The 25,647-nt window shown below is 72.8% G+C and carries 26 protein-coding genes, 1 pseudogene and 1 riboswitch; of the genes and pseudogenes, 12 read left to right on the top strand and 15 right to left on the bottom strand.

The features are described from left to right. Window positions 1-394: GntR family transcriptional regulator (locus ABT360_RS30860; RefSeq protein ID WP_351823774.1), on the bottom strand; the 394-nt coding region annotated here is incomplete at its 3' end. A 194-nt stretch (window positions 395-588) separates the two neighbouring features. On the opposite strand from ABT360_RS30860, the gene ABT360_RS30865 reads away from it, so the two are divergent. Continuing rightward, a complete protein-coding gene (locus ABT360_RS30865) occupies window positions 589-1,779 on the top strand; it encodes a zinc-dependent alcohol dehydrogenase (protein ID WP_351823777.1) in 1,191 nt (396 codons plus the stop codon). Between the two features lie 6 nt (window positions 1,780-1,785). Here the strand turns inward: ABT360_RS30865 and ABT360_RS30870 are convergent, their stop codons facing one another. Both ABT360_RS30870 and ABT360_RS30875 read right to left on the bottom strand, forming a co-directional pair. Beyond that, complete coding sequence (locus ABT360_RS30870) at window positions 1,786-3,183, bottom strand: FAD-dependent oxidoreductase (RefSeq protein ID WP_351823780.1); 1,398 nt, start codon at window positions 3,181-3,183, stop codon at window positions 1,786-1,788. Between the two features lie 23 nt (window positions 3,184-3,206). Then, a complete protein-coding gene (locus tag ABT360_RS30875; RefSeq protein WP_351823783.1) occupies window positions 3,207-3,584 on the bottom strand; it encodes an ArsR/SmtB family transcription factor in 378 nt (125 codons plus the stop codon). Window positions 3,585-3,688: 104 nt separating this feature from the next. On the opposite strand from ABT360_RS30875, the gene ABT360_RS30880 reads away from it, so the two are divergent. Beyond that, complete coding sequence (locus ABT360_RS30880) at window positions 3,689-5,620, top strand: heavy metal translocating P-type ATPase (protein WP_351823786.1); 1,932 nt, start codon at window positions 3,689-3,691, stop codon at window positions 5,618-5,620. A 96-nt stretch (window positions 5,621-5,716) separates the two neighbouring features. Here the strand turns inward: ABT360_RS30880 and rpmF are convergent, their stop codons facing one another. Genes rpmF through ABT360_RS30895 form a run of 3 tightly spaced genes read right to left on the bottom strand, consistent with a single transcriptional unit; the run spans window position 5,717 to window position 8,561 of the window. After that, window positions 5,717-5,887, bottom strand: coding sequence for a 50S ribosomal protein L32 (gene rpmF, locus ABT360_RS30885; protein ID WP_290113288.1), 171 nt, complete (start codon window positions 5,885-5,887; stop codon window positions 5,717-5,719). A gap of 59 nt (window positions 5,888-5,946) precedes the next feature. Further along, a complete protein-coding gene (locus ABT360_RS30890; protein WP_351823790.1) occupies window positions 5,947-6,501 on the bottom strand; it encodes a PadR family transcriptional regulator in 555 nt (184 codons plus the stop codon). A gap of 26 nt (window positions 6,502-6,527) precedes the next feature. After that, window positions 6,528-8,561 carry an NADPH-dependent 2,4-dienoyl-CoA reductase gene (locus ABT360_RS30895; RefSeq protein WP_351823793.1) on the bottom strand — a complete coding sequence of 678 codons (2,034 nt, stop codon included), beginning with the start codon at window positions 8,559-8,561 and terminating at the stop codon, window positions 6,528-6,530. Between the two features lie 130 nt (window positions 8,562-8,691). On the opposite strand from ABT360_RS30895, the gene ABT360_RS30900 reads away from it, so the two are divergent. After that, window positions 8,692-9,870, top strand: coding sequence for a hypothetical protein (locus ABT360_RS30900; RefSeq protein WP_351823796.1), 1,179 nt, complete (start codon window positions 8,692-8,694; stop codon window positions 9,868-9,870). 2 nt (window positions 9,871-9,872) lie between these two features. Here ABT360_RS30900 and ABT360_RS30905 read toward each other — a convergent pair whose 3' ends face one another. The 8 genes from ABT360_RS30905 to dhaK all read right to left on the bottom strand — a co-directional run bounded on the left by ABT360_RS30905 (window position 9,873) and on the right by dhaK (window position 15,975). Then, a complete protein-coding gene (locus ABT360_RS30905; RefSeq protein ID WP_351823799.1) occupies window positions 9,873-10,889 on the bottom strand; it encodes a hypothetical protein in 1,017 nt (338 codons plus the stop codon). 68 nt (window positions 10,890-10,957) lie between these two features. Continuing rightward, entirely contained in the window at window positions 10,958-11,803 is an 846-nt protein-coding gene (locus ABT360_RS30910) for an energy-coupling factor ABC transporter ATP-binding protein (protein ID WP_351823802.1), read from the bottom strand. Beyond that, the gene (gene cbiQ, locus ABT360_RS30915) at window positions 11,800-12,549 is read right to left on the bottom strand and encodes a cobalt ECF transporter T component CbiQ (protein ID WP_351823805.1); all 750 of its coding nucleotides are present in this window, start codon (window positions 12,547-12,549) and stop codon (window positions 11,800-11,802) included. The genes ABT360_RS30910 and cbiQ overlap by 4 nt, the downstream gene beginning before the upstream one ends. A 6-nt stretch (window positions 12,550-12,555) precedes the next feature. After that, window positions 12,556-12,948 carry an energy-coupling factor ABC transporter substrate-binding protein gene (locus ABT360_RS30920; RefSeq protein WP_351823808.1) on the bottom strand — a complete coding sequence of 131 codons (393 nt, stop codon included), beginning with the start codon at window positions 12,946-12,948 and terminating at the stop codon, window positions 12,556-12,558. Beyond that, window positions 12,945-13,628, bottom strand: a complete 684-nt coding sequence (locus ABT360_RS30925; protein WP_351823811.1) for an energy-coupling factor ABC transporter permease — start codon at window positions 13,626-13,628, stop codon at window positions 12,945-12,947. The genes ABT360_RS30920 and ABT360_RS30925 overlap by 4 nt, the downstream gene beginning before the upstream one ends. 31 nt (window positions 13,629-13,659) lie before the next feature. Further along, window positions 13,660-13,893, bottom strand: a riboswitch (cobalamin riboswitch). A 65-nt stretch (window positions 13,894-13,958) separates the two neighbouring features. Beyond that, window positions 13,959-14,363, bottom strand: a complete 405-nt coding sequence (dhaM, locus tag ABT360_RS30930; protein WP_351823814.1) for a dihydroxyacetone kinase phosphoryl donor subunit DhaM — start codon at window positions 14,361-14,363, stop codon at window positions 13,959-13,961. Continuing rightward, window positions 14,360-14,974 carry a dihydroxyacetone kinase subunit DhaL gene (dhaL, locus tag ABT360_RS30935; RefSeq protein WP_351823817.1) on the bottom strand — a complete coding sequence of 205 codons (615 nt, stop codon included), beginning with the start codon at window positions 14,972-14,974 and terminating at the stop codon, window positions 14,360-14,362. The genes dhaM and dhaL overlap by 4 nt, the downstream gene beginning before the upstream one ends. An 8-nt stretch (window positions 14,975-14,982) precedes the next feature. Continuing rightward, entirely contained in the window at window positions 14,983-15,975 is a 993-nt protein-coding gene (gene dhaK / locus ABT360_RS30940; protein WP_351823820.1) for a dihydroxyacetone kinase subunit DhaK, read from the bottom strand. A gap of 222 nt (window positions 15,976-16,197) precedes the next feature. Here dhaK and ABT360_RS30945 point away from each other — a divergent pair, with 222 nt between their 5' ends. After that, window positions 16,198-16,428 (top strand): hypothetical protein, encoded by a 231-nt coding sequence (locus ABT360_RS30945; protein ID WP_351823823.1) that lies wholly within the window; start codon window positions 16,198-16,200, stop codon window positions 16,426-16,428. A 345-nt stretch (window positions 16,429-16,773) separates the two neighbouring features. Here ABT360_RS30945 and ABT360_RS30950 read toward each other — a convergent pair whose 3' ends face one another. Beyond that, on the bottom strand, window positions 16,774-17,574 hold the full coding sequence (locus ABT360_RS30950; protein ID WP_351823826.1) for an N-formylglutamate amidohydrolase: 801 nt from the start codon (window positions 17,572-17,574) through the stop codon (window positions 16,774-16,776). Between the two features lie 56 nt (window positions 17,575-17,630). Here ABT360_RS30950 and ABT360_RS30955 point away from each other — a divergent pair, with 56 nt between their 5' ends. The 8 genes and pseudogenes from ABT360_RS30955 (at window position 17,631) to ABT360_RS30990 (ending at window position 25,550) form a co-directional block, all read left to right on the top strand. After that, complete coding sequence (locus ABT360_RS30955) at window positions 17,631-18,518, top strand: DUF72 domain-containing protein (protein ID WP_351823828.1); 888 nt, start codon at window positions 17,631-17,633, stop codon at window positions 18,516-18,518. Window positions 18,519-18,566: 48 nt separating this feature from the next. Next, the gene (locus ABT360_RS30960; RefSeq protein ID WP_351823831.1) at window positions 18,567-18,713 is read left to right on the top strand and encodes a hypothetical protein; all 147 of its coding nucleotides are present in this window, start codon (window positions 18,567-18,569) and stop codon (window positions 18,711-18,713) included. Window positions 18,714-18,741: 28 nt separating this feature from the next. Further along, a complete protein-coding gene (locus ABT360_RS30965; protein ID WP_351823834.1) occupies window positions 18,742-19,143 on the top strand; it encodes a DUF3662 domain-containing protein in 402 nt (133 codons plus the stop codon). Window positions 19,144-19,267: 124 nt separating this feature from the next. Then, window positions 19,268-21,664, top strand: coding sequence for a SpoIIE family protein phosphatase (locus ABT360_RS30970; RefSeq protein ID WP_351823837.1), 2,397 nt, complete (start codon window positions 19,268-19,270; stop codon window positions 21,662-21,664). A 5-nt stretch (window positions 21,665-21,669) separates the two neighbouring features. Further along, window positions 21,670-22,790, top strand: a pseudogene (locus ABT360_RS30975) (substrate-binding domain-containing protein). A 16-nt stretch (window positions 22,791-22,806) separates the two neighbouring features. After that, window positions 22,807-23,592 (top strand): ATP-binding cassette domain-containing protein, encoded by a 786-nt coding sequence (locus ABT360_RS30980; protein WP_351823840.1) that lies wholly within the window; start codon window positions 22,807-22,809, stop codon window positions 23,590-23,592. After that, window positions 23,592-24,809, top strand: a complete 1,218-nt coding sequence (locus tag ABT360_RS30985) for a sugar ABC transporter permease (protein ID WP_351823842.1) — start codon at window positions 23,592-23,594, stop codon at window positions 24,807-24,809. The genes ABT360_RS30980 and ABT360_RS30985 overlap by 1 nt, the downstream gene beginning before the upstream one ends. 153 nt (window positions 24,810-24,962) lie before the next feature. Then, entirely contained in the window at window positions 24,963-25,550 is a 588-nt protein-coding gene (locus tag ABT360_RS30990; RefSeq protein WP_351823845.1) for a hemerythrin domain-containing protein, read from the top strand. Window positions 25,551-25,647: the final 97 nt, after the last annotated feature.

Here is a 25,647-nt window from a genome sequence, read left to right on the forward strand (position 1 = left end):
GGCCCCGCGACGGCGCGCCGGGCTGGAGGCCCAGCTGCCCGGCGAGCCCGGTCGGCGCGGGTTCCCAGGCGAGCCGGGTCACCGCGGACGCGTCGGGGGTGCCGGTGCCGCACGGGAACCGCAGCAGGCCCGGCGCGAGGACCGGTCCCGCCGCCTCCGGAGTGGTGGCCGCGGCGAACGTGCCACGCCGCTCGGTCACCACCAGCCGCTCGTCGCGCAGCAGTTGGAGCGCGTTGCGTACGGTGTGCCGGTTCACCCGGAAGCGGTGCACCAGGGAGCGCTCGGACGGCAGCCTGGTGCCGGGGGCGATGCGCCGCTGGGTGAGGTCGTCGCGGAGCGCGGCGGCCACCCGGAGGTAGAGCGGAAGTCCCGCGGGGGTCTGGGGCTCAGCCATGTTCAACCCTCAAATTCCTTCGCTCACAGTAGTCGAGCATGCCGTGTCGGTGACCAATCCCTATCATTGGTCTAAACCTTTATGGAAGGGGGTGTCCGGCATTCCGTCGCACTCTGGCCGAAACGGATTCACCGGCACGGCGCCCGGGTACCCGGCTCCCGCCCCCGCAGGAGCCGGTTGAAGGGACACGCACCATGAGGGCCGTGACATGGCAGGGAAAGCGTGACGTACGGGTGGAGACGGTGCCCGACCCGAAGATCGAGGAGCCGACCGACGCGGTCGTCAGGGTCACGTCCACCGGGCTGTGCGGCTCGGACCTCCACCTCTACGAGGTCCTCACCCCGTTCATGACCCCCGGGGACATCCTCGGCCACGAGCCGATGGGCATCGTGGAGGAGGTCGGCTCCGACGTCCCGGGCCTCAAGCCCGGTGACCGCGTGGTCGTCCCCTTCCAGATCGCCTGCGGCCACTGCTGGATGTGCACCTCCGGCCTGCCGACCCAGTGCGAGACCACCCAGGTCGCCGAGGAGGGCATGGGCGCCGCACTCTTCGGCTACACCAGGCTGTACGGTGCCGTGCCCGGCGGCCAGGCCGAGTACCTCCGCGTCCCGCAGGCCCAGTTCGGGCCCATCAAGGTGCCCGAGGGCCCGCCGGACGACCGCTACCTCTACCTCTCGGACGTCCTGCCCACCGCCTGGCAGGCCGTCCAGTACGCCGCCGTCCCCCCGGGTGGCTCGGTCGTCGTTCTCGGGCTCGGCCCGATCGGCGACATGAGCTGCCGTATCGCCCTCCACCAGGGCGCCGCCCAGGTGATCGGTGTCGACCTGGTACCCGAACGCCTCCAGCGCGCCCGGGAGCGCGGCGTCGAGGTGTACGACCTGAACGGGTTCGACGACCACGACGAGCTGGTCGACGCCATCAAGGACCGCACCTCCGGCCGCGGCCCGGACGCCGTCATCGACGCGGTCGGCACCGAGGCCCACGGCAGCCCGGTCGCGCGCACCCAGCAGAACGCGGCCGGACTGCTGCCCAAGGCGTGGGCGGCCCGGCTGCACCAGAAGATGGGCACCGACCGGCTGGCCGCCCTCCACCTGGCCATCGCCCTGGTGCGGCGCGGCGGAACCATCTCGCTGAGCGGCGTCTACGGCGGCGCGGCCGACCCGATGCCGATGCTGACGCTGTTCGACAAGCAGATCCAACTGCGCATGGGCCAGGCCAACGTCCGCCGCTGGGTCGACGACATCCTGCCGCTCCTCACCGACGCGGACCCGCTCGGCGTGGACGACTTCGCCACCCACCACCTCCCGCTCACCGACGCCCCGCACGCGTACAAGATGTTCCAGCAGAAGCAGGAGGGCGCCGTGAAGGTCGTCATGCGCCCCTGAAGCGCGTCACGCCGCGTCGGCCTCCCGCCGCAGGGGCGGCTCGGCCGGGGTCGGCGGCACCGGCTCGAAGAGCACCGCGCGGGCGATCCGCGGGGCGAACAGCACGGTCACCGGATTCACCAGCGCCAGGACCGACCGGAACGCCCGCCCCACGACCGGATCGCCGGTGTACCTGTCCTGGACGCGCTGGAGGTACCAGGCGGCGGGCCGGTCGAGGGCGCGGGACCCCATCGCGTTGCCGGTGGCGCCCGGCATGCTCTTGTCGGACCCGGCGGAGATGTCCCAGGCCTGCTTGGAGGCGTGGAACAGCGCCCGCTGCACGCGCAGCGTCGTCGGCGTCCGGCGGCGGTCCGCCAGCGCGTCGCGCAGTGCCACCGCCCCGATCGCGGCGACCGCCATGCCCTGCCCGTAGATCGGGTTGAACGTGCACAGCGCGTCCCCGGTCGCGAGGAACCCCGCGGGGCGGCGCCCCGGACGGTCGTACCGGCGCCGCACGTTGGCCGTCCGGCGGAAGCCGCGCACCGGGGACTCGCCCTCCGCCCTGGTCAGCCAGTCGTGCAGGATCGGGTGCGGGAGCCGCTTCGCGAAGTCCTCGAACGCCTCCTCGTCGGTGGGCGGTTCGTCACCGCGTAGCCCCGAAAGGGTGACCAGACAGCGCCCGTCCTCGACGGGCATCACCACGCCGCCGTACGTCTGCTCGGGGTTGGGTACGACGAAGTAGCCGAGGCAGTCCGCCCCACTGCCCTCGGATCCGTCCCGGTACAGGCGCGTCGCATACGCCAGACCGGTTTCGATGGTCTCCTCGTGCGGAGGCTCGGCACCGATCGCGGACAGCCACTGGGGAGCCTGTGACCCGCGCCCCGACGCGTCCACCACCAGGTCCGCCTCCAGGGTGCGCGTCTCCCCGCCCGCGCCGCGTTCGCGCAGCAGCACCCCTCGTACGCGGCCGGCGTCGCCGAGCAGTCCCACGGCCTCGGTGCCCTGCACGGTGCCGATCCGGGGGTCCGCCAGCACCCGGCGCCGGATGAGGTGTTCGAGCCGGGGCCGGGTACCGGTGAGGAGGGACGAGGTGGTGGCGGTGCGCCGGAACCACCGGCCGCCCTGCCACTGCACGACGTCCTCGGGCATCCCGACCCGGGGCGAACCCTGCTCGCGCAGCTCTTCCACGACGCCCGGCAGCAACTGCTCCAGCGCCAGCTGCCCGCCCTCCAGCAAGACGTGTGTGTGCTGCCCCTGCGGCACGCCCGCACGAGGTCCGGGCTCGTCGGGGAAGCGGTCGCGCTCGACGATCGTGACCCGCTGCGCGTGCTCGGCGAGCACCCGGGCGGCGAGCAGCCCCGCGATGCTTCCGCCGACGACCACGGCGTGCCGTGCCCCGCGACTCGTTCCCAACTGGTCGGCCATGCCCGCCCCTTCGCGTCGTCGGTCTACGACTGACCAGTATCCACGGCAGGTTGGGGAAGGTCGCGTGCGCCGAGCCGGAGGTGCTCGATGTGGTAGACGGCCTCGTCGAGGAGCTGGGCGACATGGTTGTCGTACAGGCTGTACTCGATGCGCCGGCCCTGCCGCACACCGGTGACGAGGCTCAGGGCGCGCAGCAACCGCAGCTGGTGCGAGACCGCCGACTGCTCCATGGCGACCGACTCGGCCAGCTCCGTCACTCCGCAGGGCCCCTGGCGCAGCCGGGTGAGGATCATCAGCCGGGACGGGGTGGCGAGGGCCTGGAGCGTGGCGGCGATGGTGGCCGCGGACTCCGCGTCCAGACGCGCCGTCGGGGTCGTCTCACCGTTCACTCCGTGTCCCATGCAGGTCATCGTAGCCGCGTGTCCAGGCGTATGGATGAAGACCTCTTCATGTGTTCCGCTATGGTGGTGCCGTTCCTGCCGTCCCCGTGAAGAGGTGCACGCCCATGGCTTCCCCGGTGCTCGACACCAGGCCCGCGGACCCGCCCGCCCGCGCCGTCGCCCCGCCCCGCCGGACCGGGCTGTTCACCCTGCCCGAGGTCCGCTGGGCCGCGCTGTCCGCCGCCGCGTTCCTCGCCGCGCTCCCGCTCGACCTGGCCGGCGCGCCCGCGTGGGCCTGGGGGCCGCTGTACGCCGTGTGTTACGTCGCCGGCGGCTGGGAGCCCGGCTGGGCGGGACTCCAGGCCCTGCGCGCCAAGTCCCTGGACGTCGACCTGCTGATGGTCGTCGCCGCGATCGGCGCCGCCGCGATCGGGCAGTACCTGGACGGCGGGCTGCTCATCGTCATCTTCGCCACCTCGGGCGCCCTGGAGGCGCTCGCCACCAGGCGTACCGCCGACTCGGTACGCGGCCTGCTGGACCTGGCGCCCGCGCGGGCCGTCCGTGTGAACGGGTCCGAGGAGCAGCCGGTGGACGTGGCGGACCTGCGGATCGGCGACACCGTCCTCGTACGGCCGGGGGAGCGGCTGCCGGCGGACGGCACCGTCCTGGACGGGACGAGCGACGTCGACCAGGCCACCATCACGGGCGAACCCCTGCCCGTCGCCAAGGCGCCCGGCGACGGCGTCTTCGCGGGCACCCTCAATGGCACCGGGGCGCTGCGCGTACGGGTCGACAAGGACGTCTCCGAGTCCGTCATCGCCCGGATCGTCGCCATGGTGGAGGAGGCCAGCGCGACCAAGGCCCCCACGCAGCTCTTCATCGAGAAGATCGAGCAGCGCTACTCGGTGGGTGTCGTCGTCGCCACCCTCGCGCTGTTCGCCCTGCCCCTCGCCTTCGGTGCGGACTTCACCGAGACGCTGCTGCGCGCCATGACGTTCATGATCGTGGCATCACCGTGCGCCGTGGTCCTCGCCACCATGCCGCCGCTGCTCTCCGCGATCGCCAACGCCGGCCGGCACGGTGTGCTCGTGAAGTCGGCCGTGGTGATGGAGCGGCTGGGGCAGGTGGACCGGGTCGCCCTCGACAAGACCGGCACCCTGACCGAGGGCACGCCACGCGTCGCCGAGGTGCGGCTGACCGGCGCCCTGGCGGAGTCCGAGGTCCTCACACTGGCCGCCGCGGCCGAGCTGCCGAGCGAACACCCCCTCGCCCGCGCGGTGGTGGCCGCCGCCCGCGAACGAGGCCTCACGGTGCCCCGCGCCACGGAGTTCTCGTCGGCTCCCGGCCGGGGTGTACGGGCCCTCGTCGACGGCCGCGAGGTCACGGTGGGCCGCCCCGCCGAAGCCTCGTCCGCCGTCCGTGAACTGGAGGCCGCGGGGCGGACAGCCGTCGTGGTGGCCGTCGACGGCTCGCCCGTCGCCGTGCTCGGCGTCGCCGACCGGTTGCGGGACGGAGCCGCGGCCGCCGTCGCCGCCCTCGCCCGGCTCAGCGGGACCGCGCCGACCCTGCTGACCGGCGACAACGACCGCGCGGCGCACCGCGTCGCCGCCGAGGCCGGCATCACCGACGTACGGGCCGGGCTGCTGCCCGAGGACAAGGTCGCGGCCGTACGGGACTGGGAACGCGCAGGCCTGCGCACCCTCGTGGTCGGTGACGGCGTCAACGACGCACCCGCGCTCGCCGCCGCGCACACCGGCATCGCGATGGGCCGGGCCGGCTCCGACCTGGCCCTGGAGACCGCCGACGCCGTCGTCGTACGCGACGAACTGGCCACCGTCCCGGCCGTCGTGGCCCTCTCCCGGCGCGCCCGCCGGCTGGTCGTGCAGAACCTGGTGATCGCCGGAGTCTGCATCGGCGCCCTGGTGGTCTGGGACCTGGCCGGTCATCTGCCGCTGCCCCTCGGCGTCGCGGGTCACGAGGGTTCCACCGTCCTGGTGGGTCTCAACGGGCTGCGGCTGCTGCGCGAGTCGGCGTGGCGGAAGGCCCGGTCGAGGTAGGGGGCGGCCGTGGCCCTCGCCCATCCCTCCACGCGGGACGTCCCGCGGTCCGGCAGCCGGCGAACGGCCCGCACGCGCGGGCCGTTCGCCACCGGCTCAGCCCTCCGGGTGGATCAGGCCGCGCTCGTACGCCTTCACCAGGCGCTGCGGCACCTGGTAGACGGAGCCGTCCACCGTGACGGGCACCAGCTGGGGCGTGGACGCCTTCCACTGGGCGCGGCGGTGGCGGGTGTTGGAGCGGGACATCTTCCGCTTGGGTACGGCCATGACTGGGCGACCTCCATCGTCGGTACGGTGGCGGTCACGCTACATGAAAACGATTACCGTTAACAATCGGGCTTCCGGCGGTCCAGGTCGTCGAACGCGGCCAGCGCCTCCGCCAGCCACCCGGTCCAGAACCGCTCCAGCTCGATCCCGCCGCGCAGCACCAGATGGCGCAGCCGGTCCGCCTCGGAATCGCGCTCCGGCGGGAACTGCCGCTCCTCCATCCCCAGGTACTCCTCCAACTGCGCCCGATGCAGGGCCAGATGGCGGCGCAGCTCGTCCGCGAAGCCCTCCGTCCCCACCACCGCCGCCGCCCGCAGCCGCAGCAGCAGGGCGTCCCGGATCGGCTTGGGGTCCTCACTGCGCCGCACCCAGTCCGTCAGCTCCGCGCGGCCCGCGGGCAGCACCTCGTAGTCCTTCTTCTGCCCACGGGACGGCGCCGCGGTGGGCAGCGCCCGGATGTGGCCCGCCTGCTCCAGCTTTCCCAGCTCGCGATAGATCTGCTGGTGCGTGGCCGACCAGAAGTAGCCGATCGACCGGTCGAAGCGGCGGGTCAGCTCCAGACCCGAGGACGGCTTTTCGAGCAGGGCGGTGAGGATGGCGTGCGGGAGTGACATGACCGCATCCTAGGGACGCGGAATCGTCACAGGGCCGCCGCCAGCCGCGTCCCCTGGTCGATGGCGCGCTTGGCGTCCAGCTCCGCCGCCACGTCCGCGCCGCCGATGAGGTGCACCGACGCCCCCGCCGCCACGAGCTCCTCGTACAGGTCGCGCCGCGGCTCCTGGCCCGTGCACAGCACCACGGTGTCGACCGGTACGGTGCGGGCCTCGCCGTCCACGGTGATGTGCAGGCCCTCGTCGTCGATCCGCTCGTACGTCGCGCCCGCGACCATGGTCACGCCCCGGTGCTTGAGCTCGGTGCGGTGGATCCAGCCCGTCGTCTTGCCCAGGCCCGCGCCGACCTTCGACGCCTTGCGCTGCAGCAGGTGCACCGTGCGCGGCGGCTTCGGCCGCTGGGGCGCGCGCAGCCCGCCGCGCTCGGCGTACGACGTGTCGACGCCCCACTGCCGGAAGTACGTCTCGGCGTCCCGACTCGCGCCCTCGCCGCCGTCCGTGAGGAACTCCGCCACGTCGAAGCCGATCCCGCCCGCCCCGATGACCGCGACCCGCTCACCGACCGGCGCACCGTCGCGCAGCACGTCCAGGTAGCTGACCACGGACGGGTGGTCGACGCCCTCGATGGCGGGCGTGCGCGGGGTGACCCCGGTCGCGACGACGACCTCGTCGTATCCGGCGAGCAGTTCCGCGGTCACGTACGTCCCCAGCTTCACGTCCACGCCGCGCAGTTGGAGCTGCGTGCGGAAGTAGCGGAGCGTCTCGTCGAACTCCTCCTTGCCCGGCACCCGCTTGGCGATGTTCAGCTGTCCGCCGACCTCGTCCGCGGCGTCGAACAGTGTGACGTCATGGCCGCGTTCGGCGGCCGAGACCGAGCAGGCGAGCCCGGCCGGGCCCGCGCCGACGACGGCGATCCGCTTGCGCAGCCGGGTGGGGGACAGGACCAGCTCGGTCTCGTGGCAGGCGCGCGGGTTGACCAGGCAGGAGGTGATCTTCCCGCTGAAGGTGTGGTCCAGGCACGCCTGGTTGCAGCCGATGCAGGTGTTGATGGTCTCCGGCCGGCCGTCCGCGGCCTTGGCGACGAAGTCGGGGTCGGCGAGGAACGGCCGGGCCATCGAGACCATGTCCGCGCGGCCCTCGGCCAGGATCCTCTCGGCGACCTCGGGGGTGTTGACGCGGTTGCTGGTGATCAGAGGGATGGACACCGAACCCATCAGCTTCTTGGTGACCCAGGTGTACGCGCCGCGCGGCACCGAGGTGGCGATGGTGGGGATCCGGGCCTCGTGCCAGCCGATACCCGTGTTGATCAACGTCGCGCCGGCCGCCTCGATCTCCTTGGCGAGTGCGACGACCTCCTCCAGGGTCGAGCCGCCCGGCACCAGGTCCAGCATGGAGAGCCGGTAGATCAGGATGAAGTCCGCACCGAGCCGCTCGCGCGTCCGGCGGACGATCTCCAGCGGGAAGCGGACGCGGTTCTCGTACGACCCGCCCCACCGGTCCTCGCGCCGGTTGGTCGCGGCGGCGATGAACTCGTTGATCAGGTAGCCCTCGGAGCCCATGATCTCGACGCCGTCGTACCCGGCCGACCTCGCCAGTTCCGCCGCCCGCACATAGTCCTCGATCGTCTGCTCGACCTCGGCGTCGGTGAGCTCGTTCGGTACGAAGGGGCTGATCGGCGCCTGGAGCGGGCTCGGCGCGACCAGGTCGCGGTGGTAGGCGTACCGCCCGAAGTGGAGGATCTGCATCGCGATCCGCCCGCCGGCCGCGTGCACGGCGTCCGTCACGACGCGGTGCTTCGCGGCCTCCTCCTCGGTGGTCAGCTTGGCCCCGCCCTCGTACGGCCTGCCCGCCTCGTTCGGGGCGATGCCGCCGGTGACGATCAGCCCGACGCCGCCGCGGGCGCGCTCCGCGTAGAAGGCGGCCATGCGCGCGAAGCCGTTCTCGGCCTCCTCCAGCCCGACGTGCATGGACCCCATGAGCACCCGGTTGGGCAGGGTGGTGAACCCCAGGTCCAGGGGCTGGAGCAGGTGCGGGTACGGGGCCGGGGCCTGGGTCGCAGTCATGGGGGGCGCCTCCTCGCGCGATGTCGTCGCCCCAGTTGTAGACGATGCCGGGCCCTTGTGCAACAAGTTGCATAAGTCTCGGGCGTGAGGTGCGTAACGTGCTCGGCAACCGCTTCGCTAGGCTGCCGGGATGCGTGATGGGGGAAGCGAAGGCGTCGGGGCCCGGAGCTGGACCGGCGGGTTCCGTCGGCCGGGGAGGCGCCGGCTCCTCGTCTCCGGGATCGCCGCCGGGGTGGTGCTGGCGGCGGCGCTGGTGATACCTCTGACCCGTTCCGACGCCCAGCCGCCCTGCCGGCCGCTGCCCGCGTCGACCCGCGCCCTCGCCGACGACCCGGCGGCCGCCACCAGGGCCCTCGACCCGGGTGACGACCTGGCCCGCCTCGGCTCCGTGCGGAAGCTGCTCGTCCACGAGCGGCTGTGCGGCGACGGCGCCCGCGTCCTGGGCCGCGTGGTGGAAGCCGCCACCCGCTCCTCCGGCCCCGGCAAGCCGCACACCATGGCACAGGCCCGCGCGGCCTACGCGGTGGCCGCATCCCTCGACGGCATCGACCTCCCCGCGGGCCTCGCGCCCGGTGTGGCCCGGATGGTGGCCGAGTACATCGCGGACGCGGCGCGCGACGACTCGGTGTACCACGACGACGCGTCCGGCCCCGCCGTACCGCCCGAGCAGAGCCTGCCCGACCAGGAGGGCCACGTCTGGCTCGGCCGCTTCCTCGCCCCGCGCGAAGCGCACGCCGCTTTCGAGTACACCGAAGCCGCGGCGGACGCGCATGCCGACGTGAAGGACCTGGTCGCCGAACTCGCCAAGGACCCGGAGGCATTCGCCGTCCTCTACGACGCCGAGCGCGCCTACTTCGCCCACTACCTGGAGCGGCTGACCGCCCGGGGCGGCGACCCCGCCGCCCGCCGCGCTTCCCGCGAAGAGCCCGACGCGGCCGCCACGAACCGGACGGACATCGACCTGAGGCGTCTGGTGGAGCGCGTGGGCGATCTGATGAAGTACCGCGCCCGGTACGCCCTGGACGGAACGATCCCCGACCTCGCCGCTTTCGACCGGTCCGTGCGCGAGCACACCCGCGGCACGTTCCGGCCCGCGCCCCGGCAACTGGACACCCGCCCGCCCATGGGCGACATCGCCGACCGGCCGGTCACGGGTCCGGTACGGGGCGACCTGACGGACGGACGCCGCCAGCTGTTCACCGTGCTGGACCGGTGGGCGGAGGAACGCGGCGTACCGGCGCGGCGCGCCCGCGCGATGCGGCAGCTGGTGGACGACGCGTACGTCCGCGCCCTGTGGATGAGGGCGTGACGTCAGAAGAACCGGAGCCCGGAGCACCCGCGCCGACGCACCTGGTCCTCGGCGAACTCCTTGAGCAGCCGCCGCTGTACGGCCTCACCGACGCCCGGAATGTCGTCCGACGTGCCGAGCGCGTAGCCGGCGGCCTCGCCGTCGCAGCGGGCGGTGGCCGTCAGGGAGCGCGGGACGCCGTCCCTGGACGTGAGGCGGTTGCTCCAGTCGCCGTACCAGGCGACCAGGGAGAGCGCCGATTTGCCGTCCCTGTCCGTCAGGTCGCAGCGCCCCGTGGGGGCGGCGTCGTTCACCGCCGCCGCGACCCGCAGCCCCTGATCCTGCGGCAGCCCGGCCCCGGCCATCCACCCGCACGCCGTGTCCTTCGCCTCCGACAGCGGCACGGTCTCCGCGTCGCGCTCGGGGTCGGGCGGTACGGCGTCACCGGCCGGCGCCCTGAGCGGCTCGGCGCCACAACCGAGCCTGTCGGACGCCCCGTTCGCGAGCGCCACGGCCATCCGGTACGCGGCGCCGGGCGCACCGTGGTTGGCCTCCCGGCCCAGCGACATCCGCACCAGAAGCTTGCGCTGCCTGCCCTCGGCGTCCTTGCCGAGATCCGGGCAGGGCAGGAGGAAGTTGATGTCGTGGTACTTGTCGATGAACCCGGGCAGCCCCTCGGGCAGCGAGGCCTGTGGCGAAAACCCCTCCTCCGGGAAAATGCTCATGAACTCCCGGTCCTGGTCGTCCCGACGGGTGTAGGCCTCCATACCGACGACCAGCCGCCCGTCGTCCCCCGTGCCGTCCTCGGCCTCCTCGGCGGTGAGGCGGCACGAGTACGAGCCGAGCCCTTCGTGCAGGTGGGATGTCTCGTCGCGCAGGTGCGCGTCCTCGGGCGTGAGCTGTTCCAGCGCGTCCGGCGGAAGGGTCCCGTCACACGCATCACGAGCGAGCAGCCAGTCCTGCGCGTAGGGCTCGGCGACGTAGCCGCCCACGCCCAGGACCACCGCAGCCGCCACCGAGACCTTGACCCAGCGCCGCATCGTCCCCGCCCCGTCGCATCACCACACACGTACGGTGCGACCCTACTCGCCGGCCGCCCGCACCGGCTCTACGCCCCCCGAACCGCCGACGCCCACTCCTCCAGCTCCTCAGGGGTGCGTGGCCCCGCCTCCTGAGCCCCCAGCAGGCCCCGGTCCCGCAGGACCCGGGCCACCGCCATGCCCCACGGGCGGCGCAGGCGGGCCGCGTCCAGGAGAGCCTGGTCGGCCAGGAGGCCGGCGACCGGTCCGGTGCGCAGTCCGTCGGGGGTGAGGACCGCGGCGTCGTCGGCCCAGCGGAGGGCCAGGTCCACGTCGTGCGTGGCCATCACGACCGTCGTCCCGGAGGCACGCAGCCGGTCCAGCACCGCCAACAGCCGCTCCTGGCCGTGCGGATCGAGGCCGGCCGTCGGCTCGTCGAGGATGAGGACCCGGGGGCGCATGGCGACCGCGCCCGCGATCGCGGCCCGCTTGCGCTGACCGTACGACAACAGGTGGGTCGGCCGGTCCTCCAGCGCCGCGATGTCCAGCGCCTCCAGGGCCTCGCGCACCCGTTCGCGCACCTCCGTCTCCGACAGCCCCAGGTTCATCGGCCCGAACGACACGTCCTGCCCCACCGACGCCGCGAACAGCTGGTCGTCCGGGTCCTGCACCACCAACTGCACCGTCGTCCGCAGGCGGGTCAGCCCCGCCCTGTCGTACGACACGTCCCGCCCCTCCAGCCGCAACCGGCCGCTCGCGCACCTGAGACCGCCGCTCAGCAGCCGGAGCATGGTCGTCTTGCCGCTGCCGTTGCGGCCGAGCAGCGCGATGGACCGCCTCTCGGGCACGGCGAAGTCGACGCCCCGCAGCACCGCGGGGCCGTCCTCGTAGGCGTATCCCGCACCGACGAGTTCCACGACGGCGGGAGCATTCATGGCAGGAGCCTTTCGAGTACGAAGGTGAGGGCGACGAGCCCCGCGAGCAGCGCGGCCGTCGCGCCCAGGAACCGCCGGCTGACCGCCACGTGGGGCACCAGCACCCGCAGCGTGCCGTCGTAACCGCGCCCGGCCAGCCCCGTCTGGAGCCGCGCCGCCCGGTCGAAGGCGCGCACGAACGCCGTCGCGCCCAGGCCCGCCAGGGAGCGCCAGGTGGCCGCCCGGCTCGTCAGCCCGAGCCGCGCCGCCTGCGCCTCCCGGATCCGCCGGACCGCGTCCAGCAGCAGGAAGCTGATCCGGTACATGACGAGCGCCACGTCGACCACCGGCGCCGGCACCCCCGCCCGCACCAGCCTCGGCAGCACGTCGGACACCGGTGTGGTGAAGGCGAACAGCAGCACGCCGAGCGAGGCCGCCGACGTACGCAGCAGCAACTGCCCGGCGTGCGCCGGCCCGTCCGGCGCGAGCGTGACGAACCCGCCCGCCCCGCCGACCTGGAACAACAGCGGTACCGCGCCCGTCACACAGAAGCCGAGCGGGATGCGCCACGCCCGCCACAGCTGCCGCGGCGCGACCCGGGCCGGGCCGAGCAGCACCACGAGCGTCGCTGCGGCGACGAGCACGGCCCCCGGCCAGGGCGGCAGGCACACGGCCAGCGCCGTCAGACCGAAGCCCAGGGCGGCCTTCTCGCACGGATGACGGCGGCGCCAGCGGCTGCTGTGCGCCGCCGCGTCGATCGGCAGCACCGGCGGCTAGGCGGAGGCCCGGGGGGCGTCGGCGCCCGAAGGCTCCGCCTCCGAGGGCTCCGTGCCCGGGACGTCCCCGCCCGGCGCCCCGGCGCGCGCCCGCGCCTCACCCTGCCGGCGCCCGCGCCGCAGGCCGAAGTAGTACGCCAGCACGCCCGCGCCGATGGCTGCCTGAAGGGCGAACAGCGCCGACTCGACCTCCCCGGACGGCGGCTCGTACAGCGGGCTGAACCACGGCTCGTAGTCCGGCTTCAGTTCGGTGATGGCCGTCTCGGCCTGCGCGTCGGCGCCCGTGAACGGCTCCTCCTTGTGGTCGCCCATCCCCAGCGCGAGCGGGAGGACGGCGAGCGCGACCACGACGAGCAGCAGCAGCGTATTGATCCTGGCGTTACGGCTCATCGGGCCACGGCCTCCTTCTTCACGGACACGACACCGAGCCGGGCCAGATCGCCCTTGCTGGACTGCATCAGCAGCCGCATCACCAACACGGTCAGCAGGCCCTCGCTGACCGCCAGCGGGATCTGCGTGACCGCGAAGATCCCGCCGAACTTCGCCAGCGAACCGACGACACCGCTGCCCGGGTCCGGGAACGCCAGCGCCAGCTGCACGCTGGTGACGCAGTACGTCGACAGGTCCGCCACGAACGCCCCGAAGAACACGCTCACCATCAGCGGCACGTCGAAGCGGCGCAGCAGCCAGTACACCCCGAAGCCGGCCCACGGACCGACGATGGCCATCGAGAACGCGTTCGCGCCCAGCGTCGTCAGGCCGCCGTGCGCCAGCAGCAGCGCCTGGAAGAGCAGGGTGATGGTGCCCAGGACCGCCATGATCGGCGGCCGGAAAAGGATGGCGCCCAGGCCGGTGCCGGTGGGGTGCGAGCAACTGCCCGTCACCGAAGGGATTTTCAGGGCGGACAGGACAAAGGTGAAGGCACCGGACGCGCCGAGCAGGAGAGTCGATTCGGGATTGGCCTTGACCTCGCGGGTCAGGGCACGGACGCCATGGGCGACGAACGGAGCGGCGGCGACGGTCCAGGCGACCGCGTGCGCGGGGGGCAGATAGCCCTCGGCGATATGCATGATGTAGGGAGACCCTCTCCAGCACCTCGTGGATGGACAACGCGCCCTGGCCGGTCTCCTGGCTGACGGGAGGGGGTCCGGGAGTATCCCCCCGGACGACGTGCCGCCGCGACTCCGCCTTCCCGGACACCGCGGTCTCCCGCGGCGTTCCAGTGGCTTCCAGGGGTGGATTCCCCGGGAGTGGAGCCGGACTTCCCGATCACAGTGGCGAGGGCCGCACCGGTACCGCACCGGTTTCCCGTACACCAAGGCCCTGCGACAGTAGTGCGTTGACCAGGTACATCACAACCCGCGCACCGGTGCGGGCACCGGCTCCCTCCCCGGACGCCGTCACTCCTTGCGGTAGCCGTACGCCTCCGACGCGGCCGTCACCACCGCGTCCAGGTCGCCGCCCGCCGACGCGGTGACCACCGCCGCCACCGCACCCTCCACGAACGGCGCGTCCACCAGGCGCGTGCCCTCGGGGAGTTCGTCGCCCTCCGCGAGCAGGGCCTTCACGGTCAGGACGGCGCTGCCCAGATCCACCAGCACGGCCACGCCCGCCCCGCCGTCGACGGCCGTCGCCGCCTCGGTGATCAGCTCCGCGCTGGTGCCCAGCCCGCCGTCCGGAGTGCCGCCCGCCGCCACGACCGGCGCGGTGCCCCCGCCGCCCGCGAGGCCCTCGGCCAGCTCGGCGACGGAGGACGCGACCTCCGCGCTGTGCGAGACCAGCACGATGCCCACCTTCGCGGTCACCGCGCCCCCTCCGCCTCGGCCAGGGCGGCGATCAGCAGGGCCGAGGACGTCGCGCCCGGGTCCTGGTGCCCCACGCTGCGCTCACCGAGATAGCTGGCCCTGCCCTTGCGCGCCTGCATCGGCACGGTCGCGAGGGCGCCCTGGTCCGCGGCCTCCGCCGCCGCCGCGAACGACTCGCCGAGCGATTCGGCCAGCGCCTCGACGGCCGGCTCCAGCGCGTCCAGCATCGTCTTGTCGCCCGCCTTCGCCCCGCCGAGCTGCGCCACCGCGGACACGCCCACCCGCAGCGCCTCGGCCAGCTGCACGGGCGCCACCTCGGCGGCGTCGCCCAGCGCCTTGCCGGTGCGTCGCAGCAGCGTCCCGTACAAGGGTCCCGAAGCGCCGCCGACCGTCGAGATCAGCTGCCGGCCCGCGAGCATGAGGACGGCCCCCGGTGTCATGGCCGCTTCGCCCTCCAGGGCCTTGACCACCGCGGCGAAACCGCGTTGCAGATTGGCGCCGTGGTCGGCGTCACCGATCGCCGAGTCGAGCTCGGTCAGCCGGTCCGCCTCCCGGTCCACGGCGGCCGCGGCCCCGGTCATCCAGCGCCGGAAGAATTCCGCGTCGAGCATCACGGGCCTCACATTCCCCACCGCAGGGCGGCGGTCCGCACCGGCGCGTCCCACAGTCGCAGCAGCTCCTCGTCCACCTGGCACAGGGTCACCGAGCAGCCGGCCATGTCGAGCGACGTCACATAGTTGCCGACGAGCGTACGGGCCACCGAGACGCCCCGCTCGCCCAGCACCCGCTGGACCTCGGCATTGAACCCGTACAGCTCCAGCAGCGGCGTCGCCCCCATGCCGTTCACCAGCACCAGCACCGGGCCGCTCGGCCTCAGGTCCTCCAGCACGGCGTCCACCGCGACGTCGGCGATCTCCCCCGAGGTCATCATGGGCCGCCGCTCCCGGCCCGGCTCCCCGTGGATGCCGATGCCCAACTCCAGCTCGCCCGGCGGCAGGTCGAACGTCGGGCTGCCCTTCGCGGGCGTGGTGCACGCGCTCAGCGCCACGCCGAAACTGCGCGACCCCGCGTTCACCTGCCGGGCGATCGCCTCCACCCGCTCCAGCGGCGCCCCCTCCTCGGCGGCCGCACCGGCGATCTTCTCCACGAAGAGCGTGGCCCCGGTCCCGCGCCGCCCCGCCGTGAACGTACTGTCGGTCACCGCCACGTCGTCGTCCACGAGGACCTTGGCGACCTGTACGCCCTCGTCCTCGGCGAGCTCGGCCGCCATCTCGAAGTTCAGCACGTCCCCGGTGTAGTTCTTGACGACGAACAGCACCCCCCGGCCGCTGTCCACGGCGGCCGCCGCCCGCGCCAGCTGGTCCGGAACGGGTGACGTGAAGACCTCGCCCGGACAGGCCGCCGCCAGCATCCCGGGCCCGACGAACCCGGCGTGCAACGGTTCATGCCCGGACCCGCCCCCCGACACCAGCGCCACCTTCCCGGCCACGGGAGCGTCCCGCCGTACGACGACCCGGTTCTCCACGTCCACGGTGAGTTCGGGATGCGCGGCCGCGATCCCGCGCAGCGCGTCGGCGACGACGGTCTCGGGTACGTTGATCAGCATTCTCAACGGTATCTCCCAGCAGCTTTGTCGGGTGGTTCTGGTGGGACTGGTGCCGACCCTGCCATGCCGGCCGGTGTCGTGTCACCGGGATGCCCCGGCCGCGGCGGCACGCACACGGTGGCAGCCGTTGGCGTGAACTGTGGTTCGGGCGGGGTGGCCCGTCGTGCCTGACCACGCCGATGTGATTACGGTCGGTCGAGTGCCATCCCCTCTCGAAGGACGGTCAACATGGCAAGCAACGAAACCGGCGACGTCACGGGTACCAAGGACAAGAACTACAACCTGATCTGGTACGTGGAGTCCTGCCTGAGCAACGCGCTGCGGCTGGAGACCTACATCAAGGACGCGGAACGGGACAACGACACGGAGCTGGTCGAACTGTTCCGCAAGGCCCAGACCGACAGCCGCAAGGGTGCCGAGTTCGGCAAACAGCTCTTGCGCGGCCGTCTCGGCAGCTGACCGCACGGCGCGGCCCTCGGAGGGCGGCACGCCCTCGGGCGTGCCGTTCACCACCGGTGGCCTGCCGGCACACCCGACGGCTCCGCCCAGGGCCACGAACCGGTCGACCAGCCGATCGACCCGGCTCGGCCCGCCTCTGAGACCCGACGCCGATGCCGCGCTCGGTACCTCCCTGGTCATCGGCTCCCTTCCCACGCGGGCCGTCCGGCCGCCTCACCTCAGCGTCACGGCGGCACCACGGCTGTGCGACCCCGGTCGCCCGGGCGGGTGGTGGCAGCAGGTCCGGCCGGGCACGGCCGGGACACCACCGCCGTACACGCGCGGCGTCCCGGGCGGTTCGCCGCGTCAGCCGGAGATCCGCTCCACGAGACCGGCGAGCGCACCCGCCAGCGCCTCGACGCCCTCGTCGCGAGGCGCTCCCCGCTCGTCCAGGTACAGGTCGCGGCGGATCTCCACCATCAGCGCGCCGACCCTCGGGTCCCGGCCGTAGTACCGCAGCGGCACGTACGTTCCCGAGAACGGCGTGTCCAGTGCCGTGCCGCCGAAGCCCCCGAACGCCTGCCGCGCCGCGTCGAGCAGCGGGCCCGGCGTGTGGAAGGAGTCGGTGCCGAGACAGACCGGCGGACGCGGCCCGTCGCCGTGGAGCTCGTACGGCAATGCCTCCGCCGGGTACGAATGGACGTCGACGACCACGGCCCGCCCGGTTGTTTCGAGCCGCTCGGCCACGGCCGCCGTCATCGCCTGGGCGTACGGGTGGAAGTAACGGTCGATCAGGGGCTGTACGTCGGTGTCCGCAGGGCGGAGCTCGGCACGGTGCGTGGTCCGGGTGTAGACCGCGCCCATGCCCACCGCCAGCATCTCCTCGCGGTCGTCGGGGAACCGCTCCGGGTCGACCACCAGGCGGGACAGCCGGTTGACGAACCGCCAGGGCGTCACCCGCGCGGCCCTCGCCGCCGCGGTGGCGATCCGCTCCGTGTACGCGTCGGTGATGTGGTCCAACTCGGCCGCGAGCGCCCGGTCGTCCAGCACGATCCCGGTGCGCACGTCCGCGGGTATCGCGCGGGCGGAGTGCGGAACGTGCAGGATCACGGGGGAGTCCGGGGCGCCGGGGTGGAGCAGGAAGGAGGCGGAGGTGTCGGCCGTCATCTGGTTCCTCGTCGTGCGTCGTCACGGGAGCCCGTCCCCGGGGTAGGCGGGGCGGCATGGGCAACATCCTGATCGGTACATGTTCCTGGACGGACAAGGCACTTGTCGGCAGCGGGTGGTACCCGCAGGGGCGACGCGACCCGGAGGGGCGGCTGCGGCACTACGCCGAACAGTTCCCCGTGGTGGAGGTCGACGCCACGTACTACGCGCTCCCCAGCGTGCGCAACAGCCTGCTGTGGGCCGAACGCACACCGGCCGGCTTCCGCTTCGACGTCAAGGCGTTCTCGCTGCTCACCGGCCACCCGACCCGGACGGCCGCCCTGCCCGCCGACCTGCGGGGCCATGACACCGGCGACCCCGGGCTCCTCGACGAGGTGTGGCAGCGTTTCAGCGACGCCCTGCGCCCGTTGCGGGACGCGGACCGCCTCGGCACCCTGCTGTTCCAGTTCCCGCCCTGGTTCGCCCCGGGTGCCCGGGCGGAGGCGGTTCTCCACCGCACCCGGAAACGCGCCGCCGACTGGCCGATGGCCGTCGAGTTCCGGCACCCCGGCTGGTGGCGGGAGGACCGGCGACCCGACACCACCGCCCTGCTGCGGGACCTGGACGCCGCGGCCGTGGCGGTGGACATGGCGCAGGACCTGCCCACCTCCATACCTCCGCTCACCCCGGTCACCTCCGACGACCTCGCGGTGGTCCGCTTCCACGGGCGCAGCGCCGCGTGGGGCACCGGCACCAAGGAGGACCGCTTCCGGCACCGCTACGCGGAGGACGAGCTGGAGGAGTGGAGGCCCCGCCTCCACTCCCTGGCCGACCGCGTCGCACACCTGCACGTGCTGTTCAACAACTGCTGCGCGGACGCCGCCGTGCACGCCGCCGAGTCCATGAAGCGGCTGCTTGGCCCCCCGGGGACATCGTCGGGGCGCCACCGGGTAGACGCGTCCTAACGGCCGGGCCGGGCACGGTCAGGCCGTCCACGGCCAGAAGGAGGACCCATGTCCGGATTGATGACGCGTATCAAGCAGTTCACCCGCAGCCCCCAGGGCCGAAGGACGATCGCGTCGGCGCGCCGTGCCGCCGCCGACCCGCGCAACCGCACCCAGGCCCGCCGGCTGTTCGGCCGGCTGCGCGGACGCCGATGACGAGGGAGCGGAGGTCAGGCGTATGGCGATGGGAACGCTGACACGCTGGGAACGAGCCCTGGAGCGGTGGCAGAGCGCCCTGGTCTCCAAGGCTCTCCACCACGAGCCGGTCGAGCTGCTCGACGCGCTGCGCCGTGAGTGCGACGACCAGGCCGTGGTGTGCAGCGAGAGCAGAGTGGTCGTGCCCAACGCGTACGAGGTGGAACTGGACGCCGGGGTCTACGAGGAGCTGCTGCGCCACGGCGGCGGCGAGGTGGGACAGGAGCTGACGGACGTCCTGGCCCGCCACGGCGAGCGCAACGGCTACGAGTGGGCCGGGCCGCTGACCGTACGCATCACCCCGGCCTCGCGCCCGCCCGGCGACCCCTACCAGGTGGCCAGCAGCCCCATGCCCCATGTCCGCGCGGACGCCTTCCCGGCGGCGGACTGAGCCGACCGAGGCGCTGCCCGAGGTGCTGACTGGCTGCCGGTGCCCGGGAAGGCGCAGCATGGGGTAAAGGCAGTGGACAGCGGCGCACGCTGGTGCCTTCCCGCGTACGGAGGCGGTGCAGGCGTTGACCGGGCACATCTTGGCGACCTGCGGGGTGGAGCTGGCCGCTGTCTACGTGCCGTCCGAGAACGTCGACGAACTACGTCTGGCCGAGGTGGCCGGTGACTCCCTCGGGCCGTACGAGATCCCGTCGGCGTACGCCCTCTCCGGCCGCTCGGTGGTCGCCGACGCCTGCCGTGCGGGGCGGCCCCTGTGGCGGACGCCCCAGGAGCCCGGCCCGCACGGGGCGGACGGCGGACCGGTGTCGCTGGGCGCGCTGCCGCTCGGAGGGGACCCGCACCTGCTGGGCTGCCTCTTCGTGGTCCGCAAGGACGGTGACGGCTTCGACGCCGACCAGCGTGCGTTCCTGGAGCTGTACGCGGACCAGACGGCGGCCGGGCTGGAGGCGGCCGCGGCCCGGGTCGCCGCGCCGGTCGACATCGGCTCGCCGGCCGGCCCGGCCCTGCTGCCGCTGCGCGGTGGCACCTTCGCCCTGCACCTGAGGACCGGCCGCATGGACGTGGACGCCCAGGTGCTCCAGCTGCTCGGTGTCGCCCCGGCGCACTTCGACGGGCACGTGTCCACGCTGCTGGAGTGTGCCGTCCCGGACGACGTTCCGGCGCTGATGTCGATCGTCGAACCGGACCGGGCGACCCCCCACCAGCAGCTGGCGTTCCGCGTCCGCCGGCCGGGCGGCGAACTCCGCTGGCTGGGACTGCGCTGCCGCGTGGTGGCCGACGCGGGCGGCAGGCCGGAGCGCATCCTCGGCGTGGTGGGCGACGCCTCGTACCTGCGTCCCACCCCCGACGAGGTGTCCCTGGTGCAGCGGCTGTCCGCAGCGCTGGCCGGCGCCACGACGATCAGGGACGTCAGCAGGGTGGTCGTCGAGTCCTTGCGCGCCCCGCTGAACGCCACCCGTATCGCGGTCGCCGAGCTGGAGGGCGACCGGCTCGTGGTCACCCTCCTCGACCCGCCGCAGCCCGACGCCTGGCCCGGCGTGTGGCGTTCGGAGTGGCGCTCGGAGTGGCCGGACGCGTCCTGCCACACCCTGCCGACCCTGGAGAGCGCCCTGCGGGAGGGCCATGTGGCCCTCTGGCCGCCCGGTGCCGCTCTCGAACCCGGCCTCTCCGGCATCGGCCCCGGCGGGCTCGCCGTGCTGCCGCTGCCCGCGGACGGCCGCATGGTGGGGGTGTGCCTCGTCGGGTGGGACGGCGAGCACCGCTTCGGACCGGAGGAGCGCTCCCTGCTGACGGCCACGGCCGGTCTGGTGGGGCAGGCCCTGACGCGCGCCCACGCCCTCAACGCCGGGCACGAACTCGCCACGATGCTCCAGCGCAGCCTCCTGCCCCGCAAGCTCCCGGCCCTGCCGGGCGGGGAGGCCGTCGCACGGTATCTGCCCGCGACGGTCGGCCTCGAAGTGGGCGGCGACTGGTACGACGTCATCCCGCTCTCCGACGGCCATGTCGCGCTGGTCATCGGCGACGTACAGGGCCACAGCGCCGGAGCCGCCACGATCATGGGACAGATGCGCACCGCGATCCGGGCCTACGCGGTGGAGGGCCACCCGCCCGATGTGGTCGTGGCCCATGCCAACCGCCTCCTCGTCGGCATGGAGACCGACCTCTTCGCCACCTGCTGCTATGTCGACCTCGACATGGAGGAGGGTCTCGCCTGGGTGGTCCGGGCCGGGCATCTGCCGCCACTGCTGCGCCTGCCCGACGGCACCACCGAGGCGATCGAGATCGAGGGAGGGCCTCCGCTCGGGGTCATGGCGGACGCCGACTTCCCGCTGAGCGAGGTCGGCCTCGTGCCCGGTACCCTCATCGCCCTCCTCACGGACGGCCTGGTGGAATCGGCGAGCCTCCACCTGGAGGACGGGATGCGCACCGTGTGCGAGGTGCTCCGGAACGCCGACCCGGCCGATCCGGGGCGGGTCGCCGACGCGCTCGTCGCCGGTACGCGCCGGCGCGACGACGACGTGGCGGTGCTGCTGCTGCGCTACGACGGGATGCGGGTCCGTCCGATACGCGCCCGGTGGGCGGTGTGGCGACTGCCCGACGCGGTGATGCACGCCCGGCGCTTCACCGCGCGCACCCTGAGGGGCTGGGGGGTGACGGAGGAGGTCGACATGGCTTTGCTGGTCGTTTCCGAACTGGTGACGAACGCCATCGCGCACACCCAGGGGGAGGTGCGGCTGGATCTCACGCTGGCGGCGGACCGCCTCCGTATCGCCGTGAACGACGCCTCGCCCCGCGCCCCCGTCAAGTCCACGAGCGTGGACTGGGAGGCCACCGGCGGCCGTGGGCTGCTGCTCGTCGAGGCGATGTCCACGGCGTGGGGCTCGGTGCCGCTCAGCGGCGGCAAGCAGGTGTGGTGCGAGGTCGCCCTGTCCCCACGTGAGCAGATGGACGACAGGGAGTGACGGAGATGACCGGAAGGGCGAACGCACGACGTCGCCGGGCCGTGCCCGCGGTCCTCGTGGCAGCCGGGCTGGCCGTGACCTCCGGCCTCTCGGCCTGCGGCAAAGCCGCCGAAGTACGTGAGCCGGGCACCCAGGTCGCCCGCGAGGGGCGGTCGATCGGCCTGCTGCTGCCGGACAACACCAATCGCTTCGACGCTTTCGACCGGCCCTTGATCGAGGAGCGGATCGCCGCTCTGTGCCCCGAGTGCGACGTGGAGTTCGCCAGCGCGCAACACGATGTGGCCACCCAGCAGCACCAGGTCGACACGATGATCACCAAGGGGGTCAGGGTGATGATCCTCGACGCGGTCGACTCCAGGTCGCTGCGTTCCTCGGTCGACCGGGCGCGGGAGGCGGGCATCGAGGTCGTCGCCTACGACCGGCTGGTGGAGGGCCCCATCTCGGCGTACGTCTCCTTCGACGGCGAACGGGTCGGGCGGCTCCAGGGCGAAGCGCTGCTCGAAGCGTTGGGCGACCGGGCGAACGGCGGACAGATCGTGATGATGAACGGCGCCGCGACCGACCCCAACTCGGCCTGGTTCAAGGAGGGCGCCTTGTCCGCCCTCGAAGGCAAGGTCAGGATCGGCAAGGCGTACGACACCGCCGAGTGGCGGCCGGTGAACGCCCACATCAACATGTCCGGAGCCATCGCCTCCCTGGGCGCCGACAGCATCGACGGCGTGTACTCCGCCAACGACGGCCTCGCCGCCGGGATCATCTCCGCCCTCAAGTCGGCCAAGATCCGGCCGCTGCCTCCGGTGACCGGACAGGACGCGGAACTCGCCGGGATCCAGCGGATCGTCGCGGGGGACCAGTACATGACCGTCTACAAGCCGTTCAAGCAGGAGGCCTATGCCGCCGCGGAGATGGCCGTCGCGCTCGTGCGGGCCAGGAGACGGACGCCATCGCGACGGGCACGGTGGACAGCCCCACCACCCGCGGCATCCCCTCCGTCCTGCTCACACCGATCTCCGTGACCGCCGACAACATCGAGGAGACCGTGGTCAAGGACGGCATGTACACGCTCGATCAGATCTGCACACCGAAGTTCGAAGCCGACTGCAAGAGAGCGGGGCTGGCCCCATGAGCCCGGGTTGAGGGGAGTGGTTCACATGTCAGCACCACCCCTGCTGGCGCTGAAGGGCATCTCCAAGCGATTCGGCGCGGTGCGGGCGCTCGCGGACGTCGACCTGGAGGTCCGCGCCGGCGAGGTCGTCGCACTGGTGGGTGACAACGGCGCCGGCAAATCCACCCTCATCAAGATCATCGCGGGCGTGGATCCCGCCGACCACGGCGTGATCGAGTGGGACGGCCGGCCCGTCCACATCACCCGGCCGCACGACGCGCAGGCCCTGGGCATCGCGACCGTCTACCAGGACCTGGCGCTGTGCGACAACCTCGATGTCGTCGGCAATCTCTTCCTCGGCCGGGAGATCCACCGGGTCGGCGTCCTCGACGAGGTGGAGATGGAGCGCCGTACCCTCGGCCTGCTCGACACCTTCTCCATCCGCATGCCCAGCGTGCGCGTCCCCGTCGCCTCCCTGTCCGGCGGGCAGCGGCAGACCGTCGCCATCTCCCGCTCGCTGCTGGGCGAACCACGGCTGGTCCTGCTCGACGAGCCCACCGCCGCGCTGGGCATCGAGCAGACCGCCCAAGTCCTCGATCTGGTCGACCGGCTGCGTGAGCAAGGCCTGGGCGTCCTCCTCATCAGCCACAACATGGGGGACGTCAAAGCCGTCGCGGACTGGATCGCCGTCCTCCGTCTCGGCCGGAACAACGGCTTCTTCGACGTGACGACCACCTCCCACGAACAGATCATCTCCTCCATCACCGGTGCCACGGACAACGCCGTCACCCGGCGTGCGTCCCGTGAGTGGGAGGCTGACTGATGAGCGGTACGAACGGCGCCGGCGGTGCCGGCGGCACGAGGGCGCACCGCGTCGAGGCGTTCAAGGACAGCCTCCGCAGCGGTGAACTCGGTTCCCTCCCCGTCCTGCTGAGCCTGGCGTCGATCTGGCTCATCTTCGTGCTCCTGGACGAGAAGTTCCTCTCGCCCCGCAACCTGTCCAACCTGAGCGTGGACATCGTCGGTACCGGACTGATCGCCGTCGGTGTCGTCTTCGTCCTGCTCCTGGGAGAGATCGACCTGTCGGTCGGTTCGGTGAGCGGCCTCGCGGCCGCGACCTTCGCCGTCCTGAACGTCCATCACGGCATGGCGGAAGGCCTCGCCGTCCTGATCGCCGTGGTCATGGGAGCCGCGATCGGGGCCGTACACGGGTTCTTCTTCGCCCAGGTCGGGGTGCCCGCCTTCGTCGTCACCCTGGCGGGACTGCTGGGCTGGAACGGCCTGATGCTGTACATCCTCGGTTCGAGCGGCACCGTCAACCTCGACGACGAGGGCATGGTCGCCATGCTCACCAGTCACTACTTCCACGACGTGGCCGTCGCGTACGGGGTGGCGGCGCTCGGCACCGCGGGCTACTTCCTCGTCTCCTTGCGGGACGCGCGGCGGCGCGTCGCCGCGGGAGTTCCGTCCCGGACCCCGGCCCGGATCGCCGTACGCACCGGGGCCCTGGCCGTGGTCGCCTTCGCCGCCGCGTTCGTGCTCAACCGGTTCCAGGGACTGCCGCTCGCCCTGCTGATCTTCATCGCCGTCCTCGTCGGCCTGGACTGCGTCCTGCGCCGCACCACCTACGGGCGCATGATCTTCGCGCTCGGCGGTGGCGTCGAGGCCGCCCGGCGGGCCGGGCTCGGGGTGGTGTGGGTGCGGATCTCGGTGTTCATGATGTCGGGCACGATGGCCGCGGTCGGCGGCCTGTTCCTGGCGTCCCGGGTCACCTCGGCCAGCCAGGCCTCGGGCGGCGGCAACCTGCTGATGAACGCCATCGCCGCGGCGGTCATCGGCGGCACGAGTCTCTTCGGCGGGCGCGGCAGGGTCTGGTCCGCGCTGCTGGGCGTCCTGGTCATCCAGTCGATCGCCTCGGGCGTCGCCCTGCTGGGCATCCAGGCCGCCGTGCAGTTCATGATCACGGGCGGGGTGCTGCTGGTCGCGGTGGTCATCGACTCCCTGTCGCGGCGCGCCCAGAAGGCCCACGGCCGGGTCTGACGCCCCTTACCCGTCTGTGACGTGCTGTGCGTGGCCTGGCGCACGACACGACCGGCGGGGCCCGGACGGTCCCGAGGTGGCCCGGGCATGGGAGGCCGTCTCCGTGGGACTCGTGACGTCTCGTCGTTCCGGAACGAGACGGAGGGATACACCGTGAGCAGCGCGAAGCAAGAACGAGCGGAAGCCGCGAAGCTTCCCGATGACGATGTGATCGGCGTCCTGTTGCGTCAGCACGCGCTGATCCGGGACCTCTTCGCGGAGGTGAGGGGCGCCGAGGCCGGCCGGCCCAAGCAGGAGGCCTTCGACGCGCTGAGGGCACTGCTGGCGGTGCACGAGACGGCGGAGGAGCTGATCCTGCGTCCCGTCGCCACCGACACCGCAGGGCAGGAGGAGGCCGACGCCCGCAACCAGGAGGAGAAGGCGGCCAACCAGGTCCTCGCCGAGCTGGAGCGGATGGACGTCTCCAGCCGTGACTTCGACGACCTGCTCCGCAGGTTCGAGAAGGACGTCATCACCCACGCGGAGCACGAGGAGAAGGAGGAGTTCCCGTCCGTGCTCCAGGAATGCCCCGAGCCCCGGAGGAGGAGGCTGGGCGGTCAGCTCCAGCTCGTGGAGAAGCTCGCCCCCACCCACCCGCACCCGCGCACGGCCGGATCACCGACCGCACAGTGGGTCGCAGGGCCGTTCGCGGCCATGCTCGACCGGACCCGGGACGCGCTGAAGCACGTCACCAGCCGCTGAAAGCCGCGAGAGCCGCTGAAGGCGCGAGCTGTGCCGCCCCGCGGTTCGCCTCCTCCACCGCGGGCGGCCCGGCTCCCCCGGAAGAGGACGCCCCCGG

Source organism: Streptomyces sp. NPDC000229 (assembly GCF_040300825.1).
Taxonomy (GTDB): Bacteria; Actinomycetota; Actinomycetes; order Streptomycetales; family Streptomycetaceae; genus Streptomyces.